Source organism: Isoalcanivorax pacificus W11-5, from assembly GCF_000299335.2.
Classification (GTDB): domain Bacteria; phylum Pseudomonadota; class Gammaproteobacteria; order Pseudomonadales; family Alcanivoracaceae; genus Isoalcanivorax; species Isoalcanivorax pacificus.
This window is the reverse complement of record NZ_CP004387.1, coordinates 1,833,843-1,848,175: the sequence shown is the minus strand read 5'-3', so window position 1 is coordinate 1,848,175 and position 14,333 is coordinate 1,833,843. Positions and strand designations below refer to the sequence as shown.

General features: G+C 65.5%; 14 protein-coding genes. 1 reads left to right on the top strand and 13 read right to left on the bottom strand.

All coding sequences use genetic code 11. The features are described from left to right. Window positions 1–38 precede the first annotated feature (38 nt). Complete coding sequence (ppnP, locus tag S7S_RS08325) at window positions 39–323, top strand: pyrimidine/purine nucleoside phosphorylase (RefSeq protein WP_008735957.1); 285 nt, start codon at window positions 39–41, stop codon at window positions 321–323. Window positions 324–339: 16 nt separating this feature from the next. On the opposite strand, the gene S7S_RS08320 is transcribed toward ppnP, so the two are convergent. The 13 genes from S7S_RS08320 to truA all read right to left on the bottom strand — a co-directional run bounded on the left by S7S_RS08320 (window position 340) and on the right by truA (window position 14,238). Then, window positions 340–2,400, bottom strand: a complete 2,061-nt coding sequence (locus tag S7S_RS08320; RefSeq protein ID WP_008735955.1) for a transglutaminase TgpA family protein — start codon at window positions 2,398–2,400, stop codon at window positions 340–342. 1 nt (window position 2,401) lies between these two features. After that, window positions 2,402–3,370 (bottom strand): DUF58 domain-containing protein, encoded by a 969-nt coding sequence (locus S7S_RS08315; RefSeq protein WP_008735954.1) that lies wholly within the window; start codon window positions 3,368–3,370, stop codon window positions 2,402–2,404. Next, entirely contained in the window at window positions 3,370–4,278 is a 909-nt protein-coding gene (locus S7S_RS08310) for an AAA family ATPase (RefSeq protein ID WP_008735952.1), read from the bottom strand. Before S7S_RS08310 ends, S7S_RS08315 begins: the two co-directional genes overlap by 1 nt. Continuing rightward, window positions 4,278–5,498: an O-succinylhomoserine sulfhydrylase gene (locus S7S_RS08305; protein ID WP_008735950.1), complete on the bottom strand. Its 1,221-nt coding sequence runs from the start codon at window positions 5,496–5,498 to the stop codon at window positions 4,278–4,280. The genes S7S_RS08310 and S7S_RS08305 overlap by 1 nt, the downstream gene beginning before the upstream one ends. Before the next feature lie 44 nt (window positions 5,499–5,542). After that, window positions 5,543–7,072 carry an amidophosphoribosyltransferase gene (gene purF, locus S7S_RS08300; protein WP_008735948.1) on the bottom strand — a complete coding sequence of 510 codons (1,530 nt, stop codon included), beginning with the start codon at window positions 7,070–7,072 and terminating at the stop codon, window positions 5,543–5,545. Window positions 7,073–7,090: 18 nt separating this feature from the next. Further along, window positions 7,091–7,588, bottom strand: coding sequence for a CvpA family protein (locus S7S_RS08295; RefSeq protein WP_008735946.1), 498 nt, complete (start codon window positions 7,586–7,588; stop codon window positions 7,091–7,093). 130 nt (window positions 7,589–7,718) lie between these two features. Continuing rightward, entirely contained in the window at window positions 7,719–8,324 is a 606-nt protein-coding gene (locus S7S_RS08290; RefSeq protein WP_008735945.1) for an SPOR domain-containing protein, read from the bottom strand. Beyond that, window positions 8,317–9,552, bottom strand: coding sequence for a bifunctional folylpolyglutamate synthase/dihydrofolate synthase (locus tag S7S_RS08285; RefSeq protein ID WP_008735943.1), 1,236 nt, complete (start codon window positions 9,550–9,552; stop codon window positions 8,317–8,319). The genes S7S_RS08290 and S7S_RS08285 overlap by 8 nt, the downstream gene beginning before the upstream one ends. 114 nt (window positions 9,553–9,666) lie before the next feature. Continuing rightward, window positions 9,667–10,554, bottom strand: coding sequence for an acetyl-CoA carboxylase, carboxyltransferase subunit beta (gene accD / locus S7S_RS08280; RefSeq protein ID WP_008735941.1), 888 nt, complete (start codon window positions 10,552–10,554; stop codon window positions 9,667–9,669). A 2-nt stretch (window positions 10,555–10,556) separates the two neighbouring features. Next, a complete protein-coding gene (trpA, locus tag S7S_RS08275; protein ID WP_008735939.1) occupies window positions 10,557–11,366 on the bottom strand; it encodes a tryptophan synthase subunit alpha in 810 nt (269 codons plus the stop codon). Window positions 11,367–11,375: 9 nt separating this feature from the next. Further along, window positions 11,376–12,587 carry a tryptophan synthase subunit beta gene (gene trpB, locus S7S_RS08270; protein WP_008735937.1) on the bottom strand — a complete coding sequence of 404 codons (1,212 nt, stop codon included), beginning with the start codon at window positions 12,585–12,587 and terminating at the stop codon, window positions 11,376–11,378. Between the two features lie 70 nt (window positions 12,588–12,657). Continuing rightward, window positions 12,658–13,341 (bottom strand): phosphoribosylanthranilate isomerase, encoded by a 684-nt coding sequence (locus S7S_RS08265; protein WP_082027668.1) that lies wholly within the window; start codon window positions 13,339–13,341, stop codon window positions 12,658–12,660. An 87-nt stretch (window positions 13,342–13,428) separates the two neighbouring features. Then, the gene (gene truA, locus S7S_RS08260; RefSeq protein ID WP_008735933.1) at window positions 13,429–14,238 is read right to left on the bottom strand and encodes a tRNA pseudouridine(38-40) synthase TruA; all 810 of its coding nucleotides are present in this window, start codon (window positions 14,236–14,238) and stop codon (window positions 13,429–13,431) included. Between the last annotated feature and the right edge of the window lie 95 nt (window positions 14,239–14,333).

Here is a 14,333-nt window from a genome sequence, read left to right as displayed (position 1 = left end):
CGATACTGCGCGCCCCGCACATTTCGGAGCGTTGTTTGATGTTCAAGGTTAACCAGTATTTCGAAGGCCAGGTGGCCTCCATTGCGTTCCAGACCGCGACCCTGCCGGCCACCGTGGGTGTGATGGCACCGGGTGACTATGAATTCGGCACCAGCAAAAAAGAAACCATGAAAGTGGTCAGCGGCGCCCTGACGGTGCAACTGCCGGGCCGCGATGACTGGCAGACGTTCAACGCGGGCGACGAATTTATCGTGCCGGCCAATGCCCGCTTCAAGCTTCAGGTGGCGGTGGATACTGCCTACCTGTGCCTGTACGGCGAGTGACGTATCAGCGCGGGGTTCAGCTTGGAGAGACATGCTGCCCGCCCCGCGCGCCGCGCAGCCAGCGCAGTTGGCGACGATAACGGCGCAGTGCGCGCAACGACGTATTCGCCTGCCCGCCGTACACACTTTCCTCGAACGCCCGGCCCCATTTTTTCAGTAACGGCCGCGCCGCCGGCCACTGGCCACCGGCTTCGCGCACCAGCCGCCGGGGCGGCAAGTCATCCGACAATTCCAGCCCGCGCCCGCGCAACTGCTTCAGCATGGCGCGGTATTCGCGCTGCATCGGCGTGCGCCCCGGTCCACGTCGACGCAACAACACCCACAACGCGACCGGCAGCAACAGCACCGCCGCGCCCGCTGCCAGCGCCATGCCGATACGCGCCGGAGAGACTTCGCCCAGCCAGCGCTGCAACAGCGACAACTGGCTCGACTCGTCGTAATCAAGCACCCATTTCTGCCAGATGAATTGCACGTAGTCGAAACGGTTACTCAATTGCTGCAACCAGGGCAGGTCCCGCATGATGCCCTGGAAATCGGCCAGCGGATCATCCTGCAACGCCGCTTCCGGACCCATCTCGATACGCGACGGCGCCACGGCGGCGGTGGGATCGACTTCCACCCAGCCCGAACCCGGCAGCCAGATTTCTGTCCAGGCGTGGGCGTGGTACTGATGCACCCGCAGATGATTGCCGACCGGGTTCAGCTCGCCGCCCTGGTAACCGGCCACAATGCGTGCCGGCACACCCGCCGCACGCATCATGAAGGCAAACGCCGAGGCGTAGTGTTCACAAAAACCACGCCGGGAACCAAACAGGAATTCATCCACCGTGTGCTCGCCAAGCAACGGTGGCTCCAGGGTGTAGTAAAAAGATTCCTCACGGAACCAGCGCAGCAGCCGGTTGGCATACGCCTCGGCGCTGCCGGCCTCGCGATACCAGCGCCGCGCCATCTCCCGCGCACGCGGATTGAAACCCTCCGGCAATTGCAGGCTGATGGCCTCGTCCGCCGGCGAGATCGGCATCGCCGCCCGCAGCGCGGGATAGCTGGTAACGCGATAATCCGCGCGCTGATTCAGTTCATCACGGCTGACCAGCCGCATGTCGCGCACCAGCCCGAGCCGCGCGTCATCGGCGAACGGCACCGCCAGCGCGTACAGCCAGTTGCGCCGGCTCGGCTCCTGCACCACCCGGTAGCGATACACCGGCCCGCGCGCGGCGGCCTCGTCGCGGGCAGCCATCAGCGTTGCCACCCAGTCCGGGCGTGGCTGCGGGCTGGCCGGGAACCAGACGTAATCCGCCTGGCTGATTTCCTGCGGCCGCGCCTGGCTCCAGCGGCGGCCATCAAACCAGGCGTAGGTCAGCCCGCGCCAGTAGCGCTCCGCCGGCGGTGGCACTGCCCCCTCGAATTCCACCCGGAATGCCAGTTCGCGGGACTGCGACAGGTGGCTGACTTCGCCCGGTGCCATGGAATCACTCATGCCGGTGCGCGAGCGCTCCTGGCTGAATTCCAGCGACCACAGTGGGCTGATGCGCGGTACCAGCACAAACAGCAGCAGCATCAGCGGCACCGCCTGCAACAGCATCACCAGCGCCAGCCGGAAATGCCGCCAGGCGCGGGCGCCCGCCTCCGGGTGATTGATGCCCGGCAACGCAGCGGTGAGGCACAGCATGCTCAACAGTACATACAGGCTGGCGATGGGCCCCTGATAAAACAGGAAGGTGGTGGCCAGCACGAAATAGCCGAGCACCAGCAGCACATAGGCGTCTCGCAACCGCACCATTTCCAGCAGCTTCAGCGCGAACGCCGCCACCAGCAGACAGGTGCCGGCGTCCGGCCCGAGCACGGTGCCGTGGGTATAGAGCGTGCCGAGCAGCACGCCGCCGAGCAGGATCACCCGCAGCACCCGGCCCGGCATCGGCAGCCGCCCGCGCTGGATCAGGATGCGGCCGAGCACCGTGGCCGACAGCAGGATACGCAGCCACAGCGGTCCATGAATGAGATGCGGCAGGGCTGCCATGAAGGTGCCGGCGACCAGCCAGCCAAAGGCGTGATGCGGGACCTGATAGACGCGCGCCATGTCAGGACACCTCGCCGTACAGGGCGAGCAGGTCCAGCGCCTGGCGCTGTTGCTCTGGCCCGAGCCCCGGTGGCAGTTCCGCACCGGGCAGGCGCAGGCCATAGCGCTGGTTTTTCTGTTCCAGTTGCAGCACCCACCAGGTCAGCCGGCTCAGGCGGGTTTCCGGGTCCACGCCGGGCATCATGGCCCAGTCCAGCCACAGCCAGCCTTCGGCGGGGTCGGCGAAGTACTTGCTGTGCAGCCCCCGGCCACGGGCGTAGGCCTTCCAGTCGACCATGCGCGGCGGGTCGCCGGGCCGGTAGCTGCGCAGGCCCTGGAAATCGTCACTGCCGGCCAGACGGGTGTGTTGCCGACCTTGCTCGGCATCGCCACCGCTGGCCGGGCAGAATTCATTCGGTACGGCACGCGGCCAGGCCAGTGCCGGGTGCGCCATGTCGAGCTGGCTCCAGGCCCGCAGCAGACCGAGCGGGTAGCGGCTTTCGATGTGCAGACGGCCCGGATGAACACGCCCGCGCCGTTTCAGCGGCAGGCGCAGCCAGACATTCTTTTCTTCGCCGGGCAGCACCGAGATTTCCTCCACCGGGCCGCCGGGCCAGCGCAGCCACAGGCTCAGGTGCGGGTGCCGGTCATCGGCGTGCAGCAGGATTTCCAGCGCGCCGTCGGCGCCGGCATGGCCCGGTTCACACTGCCCGGCACGTACCAGCAGGCCGGCGAGATTACGGAAGGTATGCAGAATGGCGATCATGAACAGGCTGGTCATCAGAAACGACAACGCCATGATCAGGTTGTTTTCATAGTTGATGCCGCCGAGGAACAGCAGCGCGGCAATCAGCAGGAAGAACAGCCCGTAACGGGTCGGCAGGATGAAGATTCGTTGCTGGGTCAGACGCTGCTGGCGCGACGCCGGCATGCGCCGGGCCAGCCATTGCCGGTAGCGGCGCCGTACCTGCGCCCGCACGGCGGCCTGCATCAGGGCACCACCGGCACCGCTTCCAGCAGACGCCCGGCGGCCCCACGGGCCGCGCCGCCGGCCACCGGTTGCAGGCGGTGTTCGCACACCGGCACCAGCACCGCCTGAATGTCTTCGGGGATCACATAATTGCGCCCGCCAAGCAGTGCCCAGGCGCGCGCGGCGCGCAGCATGCCGAGGCCGGCACGCGGTGACAGGCCGGCCTGGAACAGGCCGCTGCTGCGGCTGTGTTCCAGTAACCGTTGCAGGTAACCGAGCAGGTCTGCCGAGGCGTGTACCTGTTCCACCGCCTGCATGACCTGTTGCAGTTCGTCCACGGTCAGTGCGGGGGTCAGATCCAGCGCTTCGGCGCGCAGGTCGCCGGCGGCCAGCAGCGCCAGTTCCGCTTCCGGTGACGGGTAGCCGAGGCTGATGCGCATCAGGAAACGGTCAAGCTGGGATTCCGGCAAGGGAAAGGTACCGCCCTGCTCCACCGGGTTCTGTGTGGCAACCACGAAGAACGGCAGCGGCAATGGATAGGTATCGCCATCCAGTGTCACCTGACGCTCTTCCATCGCTTCCAGCAGCGCACTCTGGGTTTTTGGCGTGGCCCGGTTGATTTCGTCAGCCAGCAGAAGCTGGGTGAACACCGGCCCCTTGCGCAGCACGAATTCGCGCGTGTCGGCGTTGAACAGCGACACACCGAGAATATCCGCCGGCAGCATGTCGCTGGTGAACTGCACCCGTTGATAGTCGAGCGAGAAAATCCGCGCCAGGGCGTGCGCCAGGGTGGTCTTGCCCATGCCGGGCAGGTCTTCGATCAGCAGATGGCCGCGCGCCAGCAGGCACGCCACCGCCAGACGAATCTGGTCGTTCTTGCCCAGCACCACCTTGCCGACCCGGGCCAGCGCACGCTGCACCTTTTCCATCAGCGCACCAAATGGCCGAGTGCGGTAATCCCACGGGCCATGTCGGCTTTCAGGTCGGCCAGGCCTTCCAGGCCGACCGCAATGCGGATCAGGTTTTCGGTGATGCCCGAGCGCTGTTTTTCTTCCGCGCTGACCCGGCCATGGGTGGTCGTGGCCGGATGGGTGATGGTGGTTTTCACATCGCCCAGGTTGGCGGTAATCGACACCAGCCGGGTGGCATCGATAAAGCGCCAAGCCGCCTGCCGGTCGCGTGCACCGGCGCTGTCTTCCACCTCGATGGACAGCACACCGCCGAAGCCACTCTGCTGCTGCTTCGCCAGCGCATGTTGCGGGTGGTCCTTGAGGCCGGCGTAATGCACCCGGGCAATGCCCGGCCGCTGTACCAGCCAGTCGGCCAGCGCCTGGGCATTGTCCGAGTGCGCTTTCATGCGCAGGGACAGGGTTTCCAGCCCCTTGATGAACACCCAGGCATTGAAGGCGCTCATGGTGGCGCCGGTGGAGCGCAGGAAGCCGTAGATATCGTCCAGTGTCGTCTTCGGGCCCACCACCGCGCCACCCAGGCAACGGCCCTGGCCGTCGAGGTACTTGGTCGCGCTGTGGATGACCAGGTCCGCGCCCAGCGCCAGCGGCTGTTGCAGTGCCGGTGAGCAGAAGCAGTTGTCGACGATCAGTTGCGCGTCATGGGCGTGGGCCAGTTCGGCCAGCGCGCGGATATCGCCCACCTCGGCCAGCGGATTGGACGGCGTTTCCAGGTACAGGAAACGGGTTTCCGGCCGCACGGCGGCACGCCAGGCGTCGAGATCGGTCAGGTCCACCAGCGTCGTCTCGATACCGAATTTCTTCAGGTACTTTTCATAGACCACATTGGTGGTGCCGAACACGCCGCGCGAACTGACGATGTGATCACCCGGTTTCAGCAGTGCCAGAAAAGTGGAGGTGATCGCCGCCATGCCGGAGGCGAACGCCACGCAGCGCTCGCCGCCTTCCATCGCCGCCAGGCGCTGCTCGAAGATCGACACGGTCGGGTTGGTGAAGCGCGAATAGACGTTGCCCGGCTCGTCGCCGGCGAAGCGCGCGGCGGCCTGCGCCGCGTTCTCGTAGACGAAGCTGGAGGTCAGGAACAGCGGCTCTGAGTGGGTCATCTCGCCGGTGCGCAACTCGGCGGCACGGATGGCGAGGGTTTCTATACTCAGATCGTCCGGCAACTGCCGTTCACTCATGCCTGCTGTTCCTTTCTCTCAGTGATGCGCTGTCCGTGGTACGGCTACTCCGCGTTATGCAGATCGATGATACCGTTTTCAGCCAGTGCGGCGGCGCGCTCGCGGTCACGCTTGTGCTTGGAGGCATCGTTGCGCAGGCGCTCAAGGTAGTCGAGATAGTCCCGGCTAATATTGCCTGCCACGTAGTTGCCGTCAAATACCGAGCACTCGAACTGCTCGATGGCCGGGTTGCCCTCGCGACAGGCATCGACCAGGTCCTGCAGATCCTGGTAGATCAGCTTGTCGGCGCCGATCAGTGCGCAGATCTCTTCCACGCTGCGGCCGTGGGCAATCAGCTCGTTGGCGGCCGGCATGTCGATACCGTACACGTTCGGGAACTGCACCGGCGGCGCGGCGGAGGCAAAGTACACCTTGTTGGCGCCGGCCTCGCGGGCCATCTGGATGATCTCGTTGCAGGTGGTACCGCGCACGATGGAATCGTCCACCAGCAACACGTTTTTGCCGGAGAACTCCAGCTCGATGGCGTTGAGCTTCTGGCGCACGGATTTCTTGCGCTGCTGCTGGCCCGGCATGATGAAGGTACGGCCGATGTAGCGGTTTTTGATGAAGCCTTCGCGGAATTTCACATCCAGCGTGTTGGCCAGTTGCAGCGCCGAAGTGCGGCTGGTGTCCGGGATCGGGATCACCACGTCGATGTCGTGGTCCGGCCATTCGCGCAGCAGTTTCTCCGCCAGTTTCTCGCCCATGCGCAGGCGCGCCTTGTAGACGGAAATGTCATCAATGATGGAATCCGGCCGCGCCAGGTAGACGTGTTCGAAAATGCAGGGGTTCAGGCGCGGATTGTCGGCGCACTGCTGGGTGAAGATCTCACCCTGGGAGGTGATGTAGATCGCCTCGCCCGGTGCCAGGTCGCGCTCCAGATGGAAGCCCAGCCCGGACAGGGCCACGCTCTCGGAGGCCACCATGTATTCAGTGCCCTTGTCGGTTTCGCGCTTGCCGAAACACACCGGACGCACGCCGTACGGATCGCGAAACGCGAGGATGCCATAGCCGGTGATCATCGCCACCACGGCGTAGGCGCCTTCGACGCGCTCATGCACGCGGCGCACGGCGGAGAAGATGTCTTCCGGTTGCGGCATCAGCTTGCCCAGGGTCTGCAGCTCATGCGCGAACACATTCAGCAGCACTTCGGAATCCGATGTGGTGTTGATGTGGCGCAAATCGGCACGGAAGATGTCCTCGGCCAGCGCGGCAGAGTTGGTCAGGTTGCCGTTGTGGGCCAGCGTGATGCCGTATGGCGAGTTGACGTAGAACGGCTGCGCCTCCGCCGAACTGGAACTGCCCGCCGTGGGATAGCGCACATGGCCGATGCCCATGTTGCCGACCAGGCGACGCATGTGCCGGGTCCGGAACACGTCACGCACCATGCCGTTGTCCTTGCGCAGGAACAGGCGGTCTCCATCGCAGGTGACGATACCCGCGGCATCCTGGCCACGATGCTGGAGAACGGTCAGGGCATCATAGATGCTCTGGTTCACATTGGAGTGCCCGACTATGCCCACTATGCCGCACATGCTCGGTTCCTCGTTACGTTAGGGTTGACTGCCAACATTCAGGACGAACGCTATAAATTCTCCGGCCACCTGTCGTGACCAGTCTTCCATCATTGCAAACTGCGGCACCAGCACTGACTGCTGCCACCAGGCATCGTCGGTGAAGATCGGCGCGGCCAGGACCACCAGCACGATCACCAGCACGATACCGCGTACTGCACCGAACACCATCCCCAGCAGACGGTCGGTGCCGCTGAGTCCGGTGACCCGGATCAACTCACCCAGCAGGTGGCTGATCAGGGCGCCGACAATCAGTGTGCCGGCGAACAACAACCCGAACGCCACCGCCATGCGCACACTGGGCGTCTCAATGGAGGCTTCCAGCATGACTTCAAGGCCAGGGCCGAACAGCCGGGCAACAACAAAGGCGGCCACCCAGGTGACCAGGGAAAAGGCTTCGCGCATGAACCCGCGCCGGACACTGATCAGCGCCGACACGGCAATAATGAACAGGATCGCGCCGTCTGCGAGGTTCATATCCGCACCACAGGATGAGGACGCGCATGGTAGCAGAGCGCCTGTGCTCTGTTCCACCGGCGTGAGCCAATCAATGCGATAAACCGCCTGTGCTGACGGCGTGGCTGATCTGCCATGTCCGCCCTGGCCGTCAGGGCGCCAGCGACACCACCAGCCCCTGCAAACGCAGGTCGGCGTCGCTGGCCAGTCTTTCACGCAGCGCCACCGCAGCATCGCGGTCAAGCTCAGGGCCGGCAAACACCCGGTGCAATGTCTGCCCACCCTGCTCCACCGTGCGGGTGAAGGCGCGGTAGCCGGCATCACGCAATTGCTGCGCCTGGCCGCCAGCGCTGTCGGCGCTGCTGTAGCTGCCCACCTGCACCGCCCAGCCTGTCAACGGCGGCGGGTCCTGACGCGCGGCGGGTGCTTCGGTGACGGCGGGCGGCGCCTGCGCAGGAACCTCTGTCACCGGCTGCGCTGCAGGCGCCCCGGCATCCCGCTCGCGCTGGTCATAGTCCTCGCCTGCCCGGCGCACGGTATCGCGATCCTGTTCGATCTCGGCCAGGGCCATCTCCTGCTCGGCCTGATCCACCACCGGCTCGATCGCCATCTGTGGCAAGGTGGGCGGCGGCGGAATGCTCATGTCCAGGGCCACGCGCACCTCTTCCGGCGTGCGCAACAACAGCGGTGTGATGATGGCTGCCAGCAACAGCAGGAGCAGACCACCGATGATGCGTTGCTTGAGCTGTTTATCCACCTGTCACCTCGGCCATGAGTACCGTCTGGGCATCCGCCACAGTATAGAAGGAACCGAATACCAGCACCCGGTCACCGGGGCCGGCCGTGTTGCGCGCCGCCCGCACAGCGTCAGCCACGCTGGCGTGGCAGCTTACCGCTGCGCCCGGCAGGGCGTCGGCCAGCCGGGCGGCCGTGCCGGCACGGTAACCGTCCAGGTCGGCCAGCCACCATTGTTCTACCACCGGGGCAAACGGTGCCAGCGCCGCCACCGGCTTGTCGCCGAGCATGGCGCACACTGCCAGGGTACGGCCACCTCGCGCTGCCGGTGCACGGCGCAAAAAGCGGGCCAGCGCTTCGCGGTTATGGCCCACGTCCAGATACCAGTCCACGCCCTGCCGCAGCAGATGCTGGCAGCGGCCCGCCAGTTGCAGTGTCGCGGCCGTCGCCAGGTGTGCCGGGGCCGGAGGCTGTCCCAGCAGCGCCAGTGCCTGCGCGGCCGTGGCCAGATTGTCTTCACCCAGCGACACCGGCGGCAATGGCTGCGGGCCACTGCCCTGCCAGAACAGGCCACGCGCATCGCTGCCAAAATCGCGCCCGCCGCGCAGCAACGGCACCCGGTCCTGTTCGGCCAGTGTCGCCACCACCGGCGGCATGTCCTCTTCGCCATACAGCAGCGGCCGCCCGGTGCGTCGAATCCCCGCTTTCTCGGTGGCGATGGCGTCGCGGGTGTCGCCCAGCCAGTCGGTGTGGTCCAGCCCGACCGAGGTGATCACGGCCACGTCCGCATCGATGATGTTCACGGCATCCAGGCGGCCGCCCAACCCGACTTCCAGAATCAGCAGGTCCGGCGCGGCGGCGCGAAACACACACAGCGCAGCCAGTGTGGTGAATTCGAAATAGGTCAGCGGCACCTGCTCTGCCTCGCGCGCGGCCTCGACCTGCACAAAGGCCGCCACCAGCGCCTCGTCCGTCACTTCGACGCCATCCAGGCGCACCCGTTCATTGAATCGCAGGATATGCGGCGAGGTGTACACCGCCGTGTGCCAGCCGCCGGCACGGGCAAGATGATCCAGCAGCGCCACCGTCGACCCCTTGCCGTTGGTGCCGGCCACCGTCACGACCCGGCCCGCCCACGGCAACAGTTGCAGCCGCCGGGCCACCTGCGCGACACGCGCCAGCCCCAGTTCCATGTCACGGGGATGCAGGGATTCGATATAGCTCAGCCAGTCGGCCAGGGAGGATGCCATTGCCACTGCCACGGGATGTGTTGGATGGGCGGCATGATACCGGGGATGGGACGGGTGCGGGAGTGGCAGGGCGTCAGATGCCCCGCCCCGGACATCTGACGCACCTCACAGGCTTTAGCTTGCCGCCTGCTCCGCCATCGGCGCATGCATCATGCTGGCCAGCAACCGATGCAGGGTGTCCCGCATCTCGTGCCGGTGCACGATCATGTCGATGGCGCCGTGTTCCAGCAGGAATTCGCTGCGCTGGAAACCTTCCGGCAATTTCTGCCGCACGGTCTGTTCGATCACGCGCGGGCCGGCAAAACCGATCAGGGCGTTCGGCTCGGCCACGTTCACATCACCCAGCATGGCCAGCGATGCAGACACCCCGCCGTAGACAGGATCGGTCAGCACGGAAATGAACGGCAGCCCGGCTTCGCGCATGCGCTGCAGTGCGGCACTGGTCTTGGCCATCTGCATCAGCGAGAACAGGGCTTCCTGCATCCGCGCCCCGCCACTGGCAGCGAAGCACACCAACGGGATGTTGCGCTCCAGACAGACGTCCACCGCGCGCACAAAGCGCGCGCCGACCACCGAGCCCATGGAGCCACCCATGAAACTGAATTCGAACGCACAGGCCACCAGCGGCAGGTCGCGCAGCTTGCCGCGCAGCACGATCAGCGCATCGTCTTCGCCGGTGTCTTTCTGCGCGGCGGTGAGGCGGTCCTTGTACTTTTTCGAGTCCTTGAACTTCAGGCGGTCCACCGGCACCAGGTCGTTACCGATTTCCACCTGCGCACCTTCGTCGAGGAACAGCTTCAACCGGCGGCGCGCCCTGAGCCGCATATGGTGTCCACACTTGGGACACACATCCATGTTGCGCTCCAGTTCCGGCAGGTACAGCACGCCGTCACAGCGGGGGCACTTGCGCCACAGGCCTTCCGGCACGGTGGATTTACGGTCTTCGCCGTCGTTGCGGCGAATGGCCGGTAGAATTTTCTCCAGCCAGCTATTACTGCTCATGCTCAGTCGCTCTTGTCCATGGCGGCGCGCATCTCGGCCAGCAAGGCGGCCACCTGTGTCGGAATCTGGTCCGGCTGGCCGGCATGATCAGCAATGCGCTGTACCAGCGCGCTGCCCACCACGACGCCATCCGCCACCCGTGAAATGGCACGGGCCGATGCTGCGTCCTTGATACCAAAGCCCACCCCGATGGGCAATCTGGCATGTTTGCGAATTGTTTCCACCTTGGCCGCCACCTCCTCCACATTCAGCGTCGCCGAGCCGGTCACGCCCTTCAGCGACACATAGTAGAGGTAGCCAGTGCCCGCCTCGGCGATGCGCGCCATGCGTGCCTCGGTGGTGGTCGGTGCCAGCAGGAACACCTGGTCCAGGCCGCGCGCGCGGAACAGCGGGCCAACCAGTTCGGTTTCTTCCGGCGGCAGGTCCACCAGCAGCACGCCGTCCACGCCGGCTTCGCTGGCGCGTGCGGCGAATGTCTCGTAACCCATCGCCTCGACCGGGTTCAGGTAGCCCATCAGCACCACCGGCGTACGGTCGTCCTGGCGGCGGAACTCGGCCACCATCGCCAGCACTTTTTCCAGCGTGGTGCCGGCAGCCAGTGACCGCTCGCAGGCGAGCTGGATCACCGGGCCGTCGGCCATCGGATCAGAGAACGGCATGCCCAGTTCGATCACGTCAGCACCGGCCTCGACCATGGCATGCATCAGCGGCACCGTCACGGACGGTTGCGGGTCACCGGCGGTGACAAACGGGATCAGCGCTTTACGGCCCTGGGCTGCCAGTGCTTCAAAACAGCTTGCTATACGACTCACGACCGCTCCTTACACTTTCATGCCATCGAGCGCGGCGACAGTGTGAATGTCTTTGTCGCCACGGCCGGAGAGATTGACGATGATGCTCTGGTCCTTGCCCAGCGTCGGCGCCAGCTTGCGCGCATAGGCGAGCGCATGGGCGGACTCCAGTGCCGGCATGATGCCTTCCACCAGCGTCAGTTCACGGAACGCCGCCAGGGTTTCGGTATCGGTCACCGATACATAGTTGGCGCGGCCGATATCCTTCAACCAGGCGTGTTCCGGGCCGACGCCGGGATAATCCAGGCCGGCGGAAATCGAATGCGTTTCGATGATCTGGCCGTCGGCATCTTCCATCAGGTAGGTGCGGTTGCCGTGCAGCACACCGGGGCGGCCAGCGGCCAGCGGCGCTGCGTGACGGCCCGTCTCGACGCCATCGCCACCGGCTTCAACGCCATAGAAAGCGACGCTTTCGTCTTCCAGGAACGGGTGGAACAGGCCAATGGCATTGGAGCCGCCACCGACACAGGCAACCAGCGCATCCGGCAGGCGACCGGTCTGTTCCAGATGCTGCGCGCGCGCTTCGCGGCCGATCACCCGGTGGAAATCACGCACCATCATCGGGTACGGGTGCGGGCCGGCCACGGTGCCAATGATGTAGAACGTATTGTCGACGTTCGTGACCCAGTCGCGCATCGCCTCGTTCATGGCGTCTTTCAGCGTGGCGGAACCGGAGGTCACCGGAATCACTTCCGCACCCAGCAGCTTCATGCGGTAGACGTTGAGCTTTTGCCGCTCCACGTCTTCAGCACCCATGTACACCTGGCATTGCAGGCCCAGACGTGCCGCCACCGTCGCGGTGGCCACACCATGCTGCCCGGCGCCGGTTTCGGCGATCACGCGCGGCTTGCCCATGCGCTTGGCGAGCAGCGCCTGGCCAATGGTGTTGTTCACTTTGTGCGAGCCGGTGTGGTTGAGGTCTTCGCGCTTGAGGAAGATCTGCGCGCCACCCAGCTCACGGGTCCATCGCTCGGCCAGGTACAAGGGTGAAGGGCGGCCCACATAATTGGCCAGGTCGCGGTCAAACTCGGCCAGAAAGGCCGGGTCATTGCGCAGTGACAGGTAAACGGATTCCAGTTCTTCCAGCGCCGCCATCAGGGTTTCTGAGACGAAGCGGCCGCCGTAGGCACCAAAATGCCCCCGGGCGTCGGGGAAGGCTGCGTAATCAGGACGTTCAGACACCTTCAACTCCTCACGGTTGACTCGGGCCGCCGGTCGAGTCCGCCGGCCCCTGGTCGTCAGGCTGACACCGTCAGCACTGCGCCAATTGCTGCATCAGCGCCGCCACGGCGTCCGCTGACTTGATTCCCGGCAATCGCTTGCCTGTATCAGGATCGTGCGCTTCCACGCCCCCGCTCACATCCACGGCCCAGGGCCGTACCTGCTGCACCGCCTGCGCCACATTGCCGGCATCCAGCCCGCCGGCCAGCACCACCGGCAATGGCAACGACGACGGGATCAGCGCCCAGTCGAACCGCTCGCCGGTGCCGCCCGGCAGGCCCGGCACATAGGTGTCCAGCAGCAACGCGCGGGCGCCGGCATACCGAGCAGCCTCCTGGATCAGATCCATGCCGTCGCGCACGCGCAGGGCCTTGATCCAGGGCCGCCCGAACGACGCGCAATAGGCCGGTGATTCATCGCCGTGAAACTGCAGCAGGTCCAGCGGCACGCTGTCCAGGGTGGCACGCACGGTCTCCGCCGGGGCGTCCACGAACAGCCCGGTGCTGGTGACAAACGCCGGCAGCGCGGCACAGATCGCCGCTGCCTGCGCCGGTTGCACGCTGCGGGGGCTGGGTGCATAGAACACCAGCCCGATGGCATCGGCCCCGGCACGGGCGGCCATCTGGCCGTCTTCCGGGCGAGTAATACCGCATATCTTCACGCGGGTGCGCAACGAAAGTCTCCTGGTCCGGGAAGCGGATAGTGCAGGCCGCAGCGTCGCGGCGGCGTCAGTGTTTCAGGCGTGAACAGGCATGGTAGCAAAAAATCCGGTCGCCGCGCAGGGCCTCACACTGCCAGCATGTCAGCGCCAGGCAGACAGCTCGCCCGGCAGCCACTGCGGCCCGAGTGGTTCGTCCGGCAACTCGAACACCGGGTCATAGCGCACGCCCACCAGATACAGCCCGTACGGCGGTGCGGTCACCCCGCCCAGGCGGCGGTCACGCGCGGCCAGCACCTCCCCCGCCCAGCCGGGTTCGGCCTTGCCGGTACCAATCGCCATCAGCACACCGGCGATGTTGCGCACCATGTGCATGAGAAAGGCGTTCGCCTCGGCCTCTAGCACGATCAGCTGTTCGCGCTGGAACAGCTCGAGATGATGCAGCGTCTTCACCGGCGACTTTGCCTGGCAGTGAATGCCGCGATAGGAGGTGAAATCGTGTGTGCCGCGCAGCGCCGGCAGCGCCTGCCGCATGCGTTCGATATCCAGCGGCCGGTAGTTCCAGGTCAGCTGGCGGTTGTACAGGGCCGGCCGGATCCTGTGGTTGTAGATCACATAGCGGTAGCGGCGTGCCACGGCCCCGAACCGGGCGTGGAATTCAGTGCTGACCGGCTTTGCCCAGCGGATCGCGATGTCCGCCGGCAAGGCGCTGTTGGCGCCGTACACCCAGCCGCGCTCGCTGCGCTCGGCGTCCGTATCGAAATGGATGACCTGGCCAGTGGCATGCACACCGGAATCGGTACGGCCAGCGCAGGACACGCTGACCGGATGGTTGGCGACTTTCGCGAGTGCGCGCTCTACCTCGGTCTGTACCGTGCGGATGCCCACCTGTTGGGTCTGCCAGCCGTGGTAACGGCTGCCGTCGTATTCCACGCCCAGCGCGATACGTGCCATGTTCTGATCAGTCCTGTCCTGCTTTGGCGTTCTGCGTAGAACGGCAAAGGGCGGCGCCGATACCGGCGCCGCCCCTGCCCTGTTGCATTGTGCGT

Excerpts from the sequence above, each read along its gene's own strand:
- ppnP (WP_008735957.1), top strand. The coding sequence starts at position 39 with ATGTTCAAGGTTAACCAGTATTTCGAAGGCCAGGTGGCCTCCATTGCG.
- S7S_RS08320 (WP_008735955.1), bottom strand. The coding sequence starts at position 2,400 with ATGGCGCGCGTCTATCAGGTCCCGCATCACGCCTTTGGCTGGCTGGTC.
- S7S_RS08315 (WP_008735954.1), bottom strand. The coding sequence starts at position 3,370 with ATGCAGGCCGCCGTGCGGGCGCAGGTACGGCGCCGCTACCGGCAATGG.
- S7S_RS08310 (WP_008735952.1), bottom strand. The coding sequence starts at position 4,278 with ATGGAAAAGGTGCAGCGTGCGCTGGCCCGGGTCGGCAAGGTGGTGCTG.
- S7S_RS08305 (WP_008735950.1), bottom strand. The coding sequence starts at position 5,498 with ATGAGTGAACGGCAGTTGCCGGACGATCTGAGTATAGAAACCCTCGCC.
- purF (WP_008735948.1), bottom strand. The coding sequence starts at position 7,072 with ATGTGCGGCATAGTGGGCATAGTCGGGCACTCCAATGTGAACCAGAGC.
- S7S_RS08295 (WP_008735946.1), bottom strand. The coding sequence starts at position 7,588 with ATGAACCTCGCAGACGGCGCGATCCTGTTCATTATTGCCGTGTCGGCG.
- S7S_RS08285 (WP_008735943.1), bottom strand. The coding sequence starts at position 9,552 with ATGGCATCCTCCCTGGCCGACTGGCTGAGCTATATCGAATCCCTGCAT.
- accD (WP_008735941.1), bottom strand. The coding sequence starts at position 10,554 with ATGAGCAGTAATAGCTGGCTGGAGAAAATTCTACCGGCCATTCGCCGC.
- truA (WP_008735933.1), bottom strand. The coding sequence starts at position 14,238 with ATGGCACGTATCGCGCTGGGCGTGGAATACGACGGCAGCCGTTACCAC.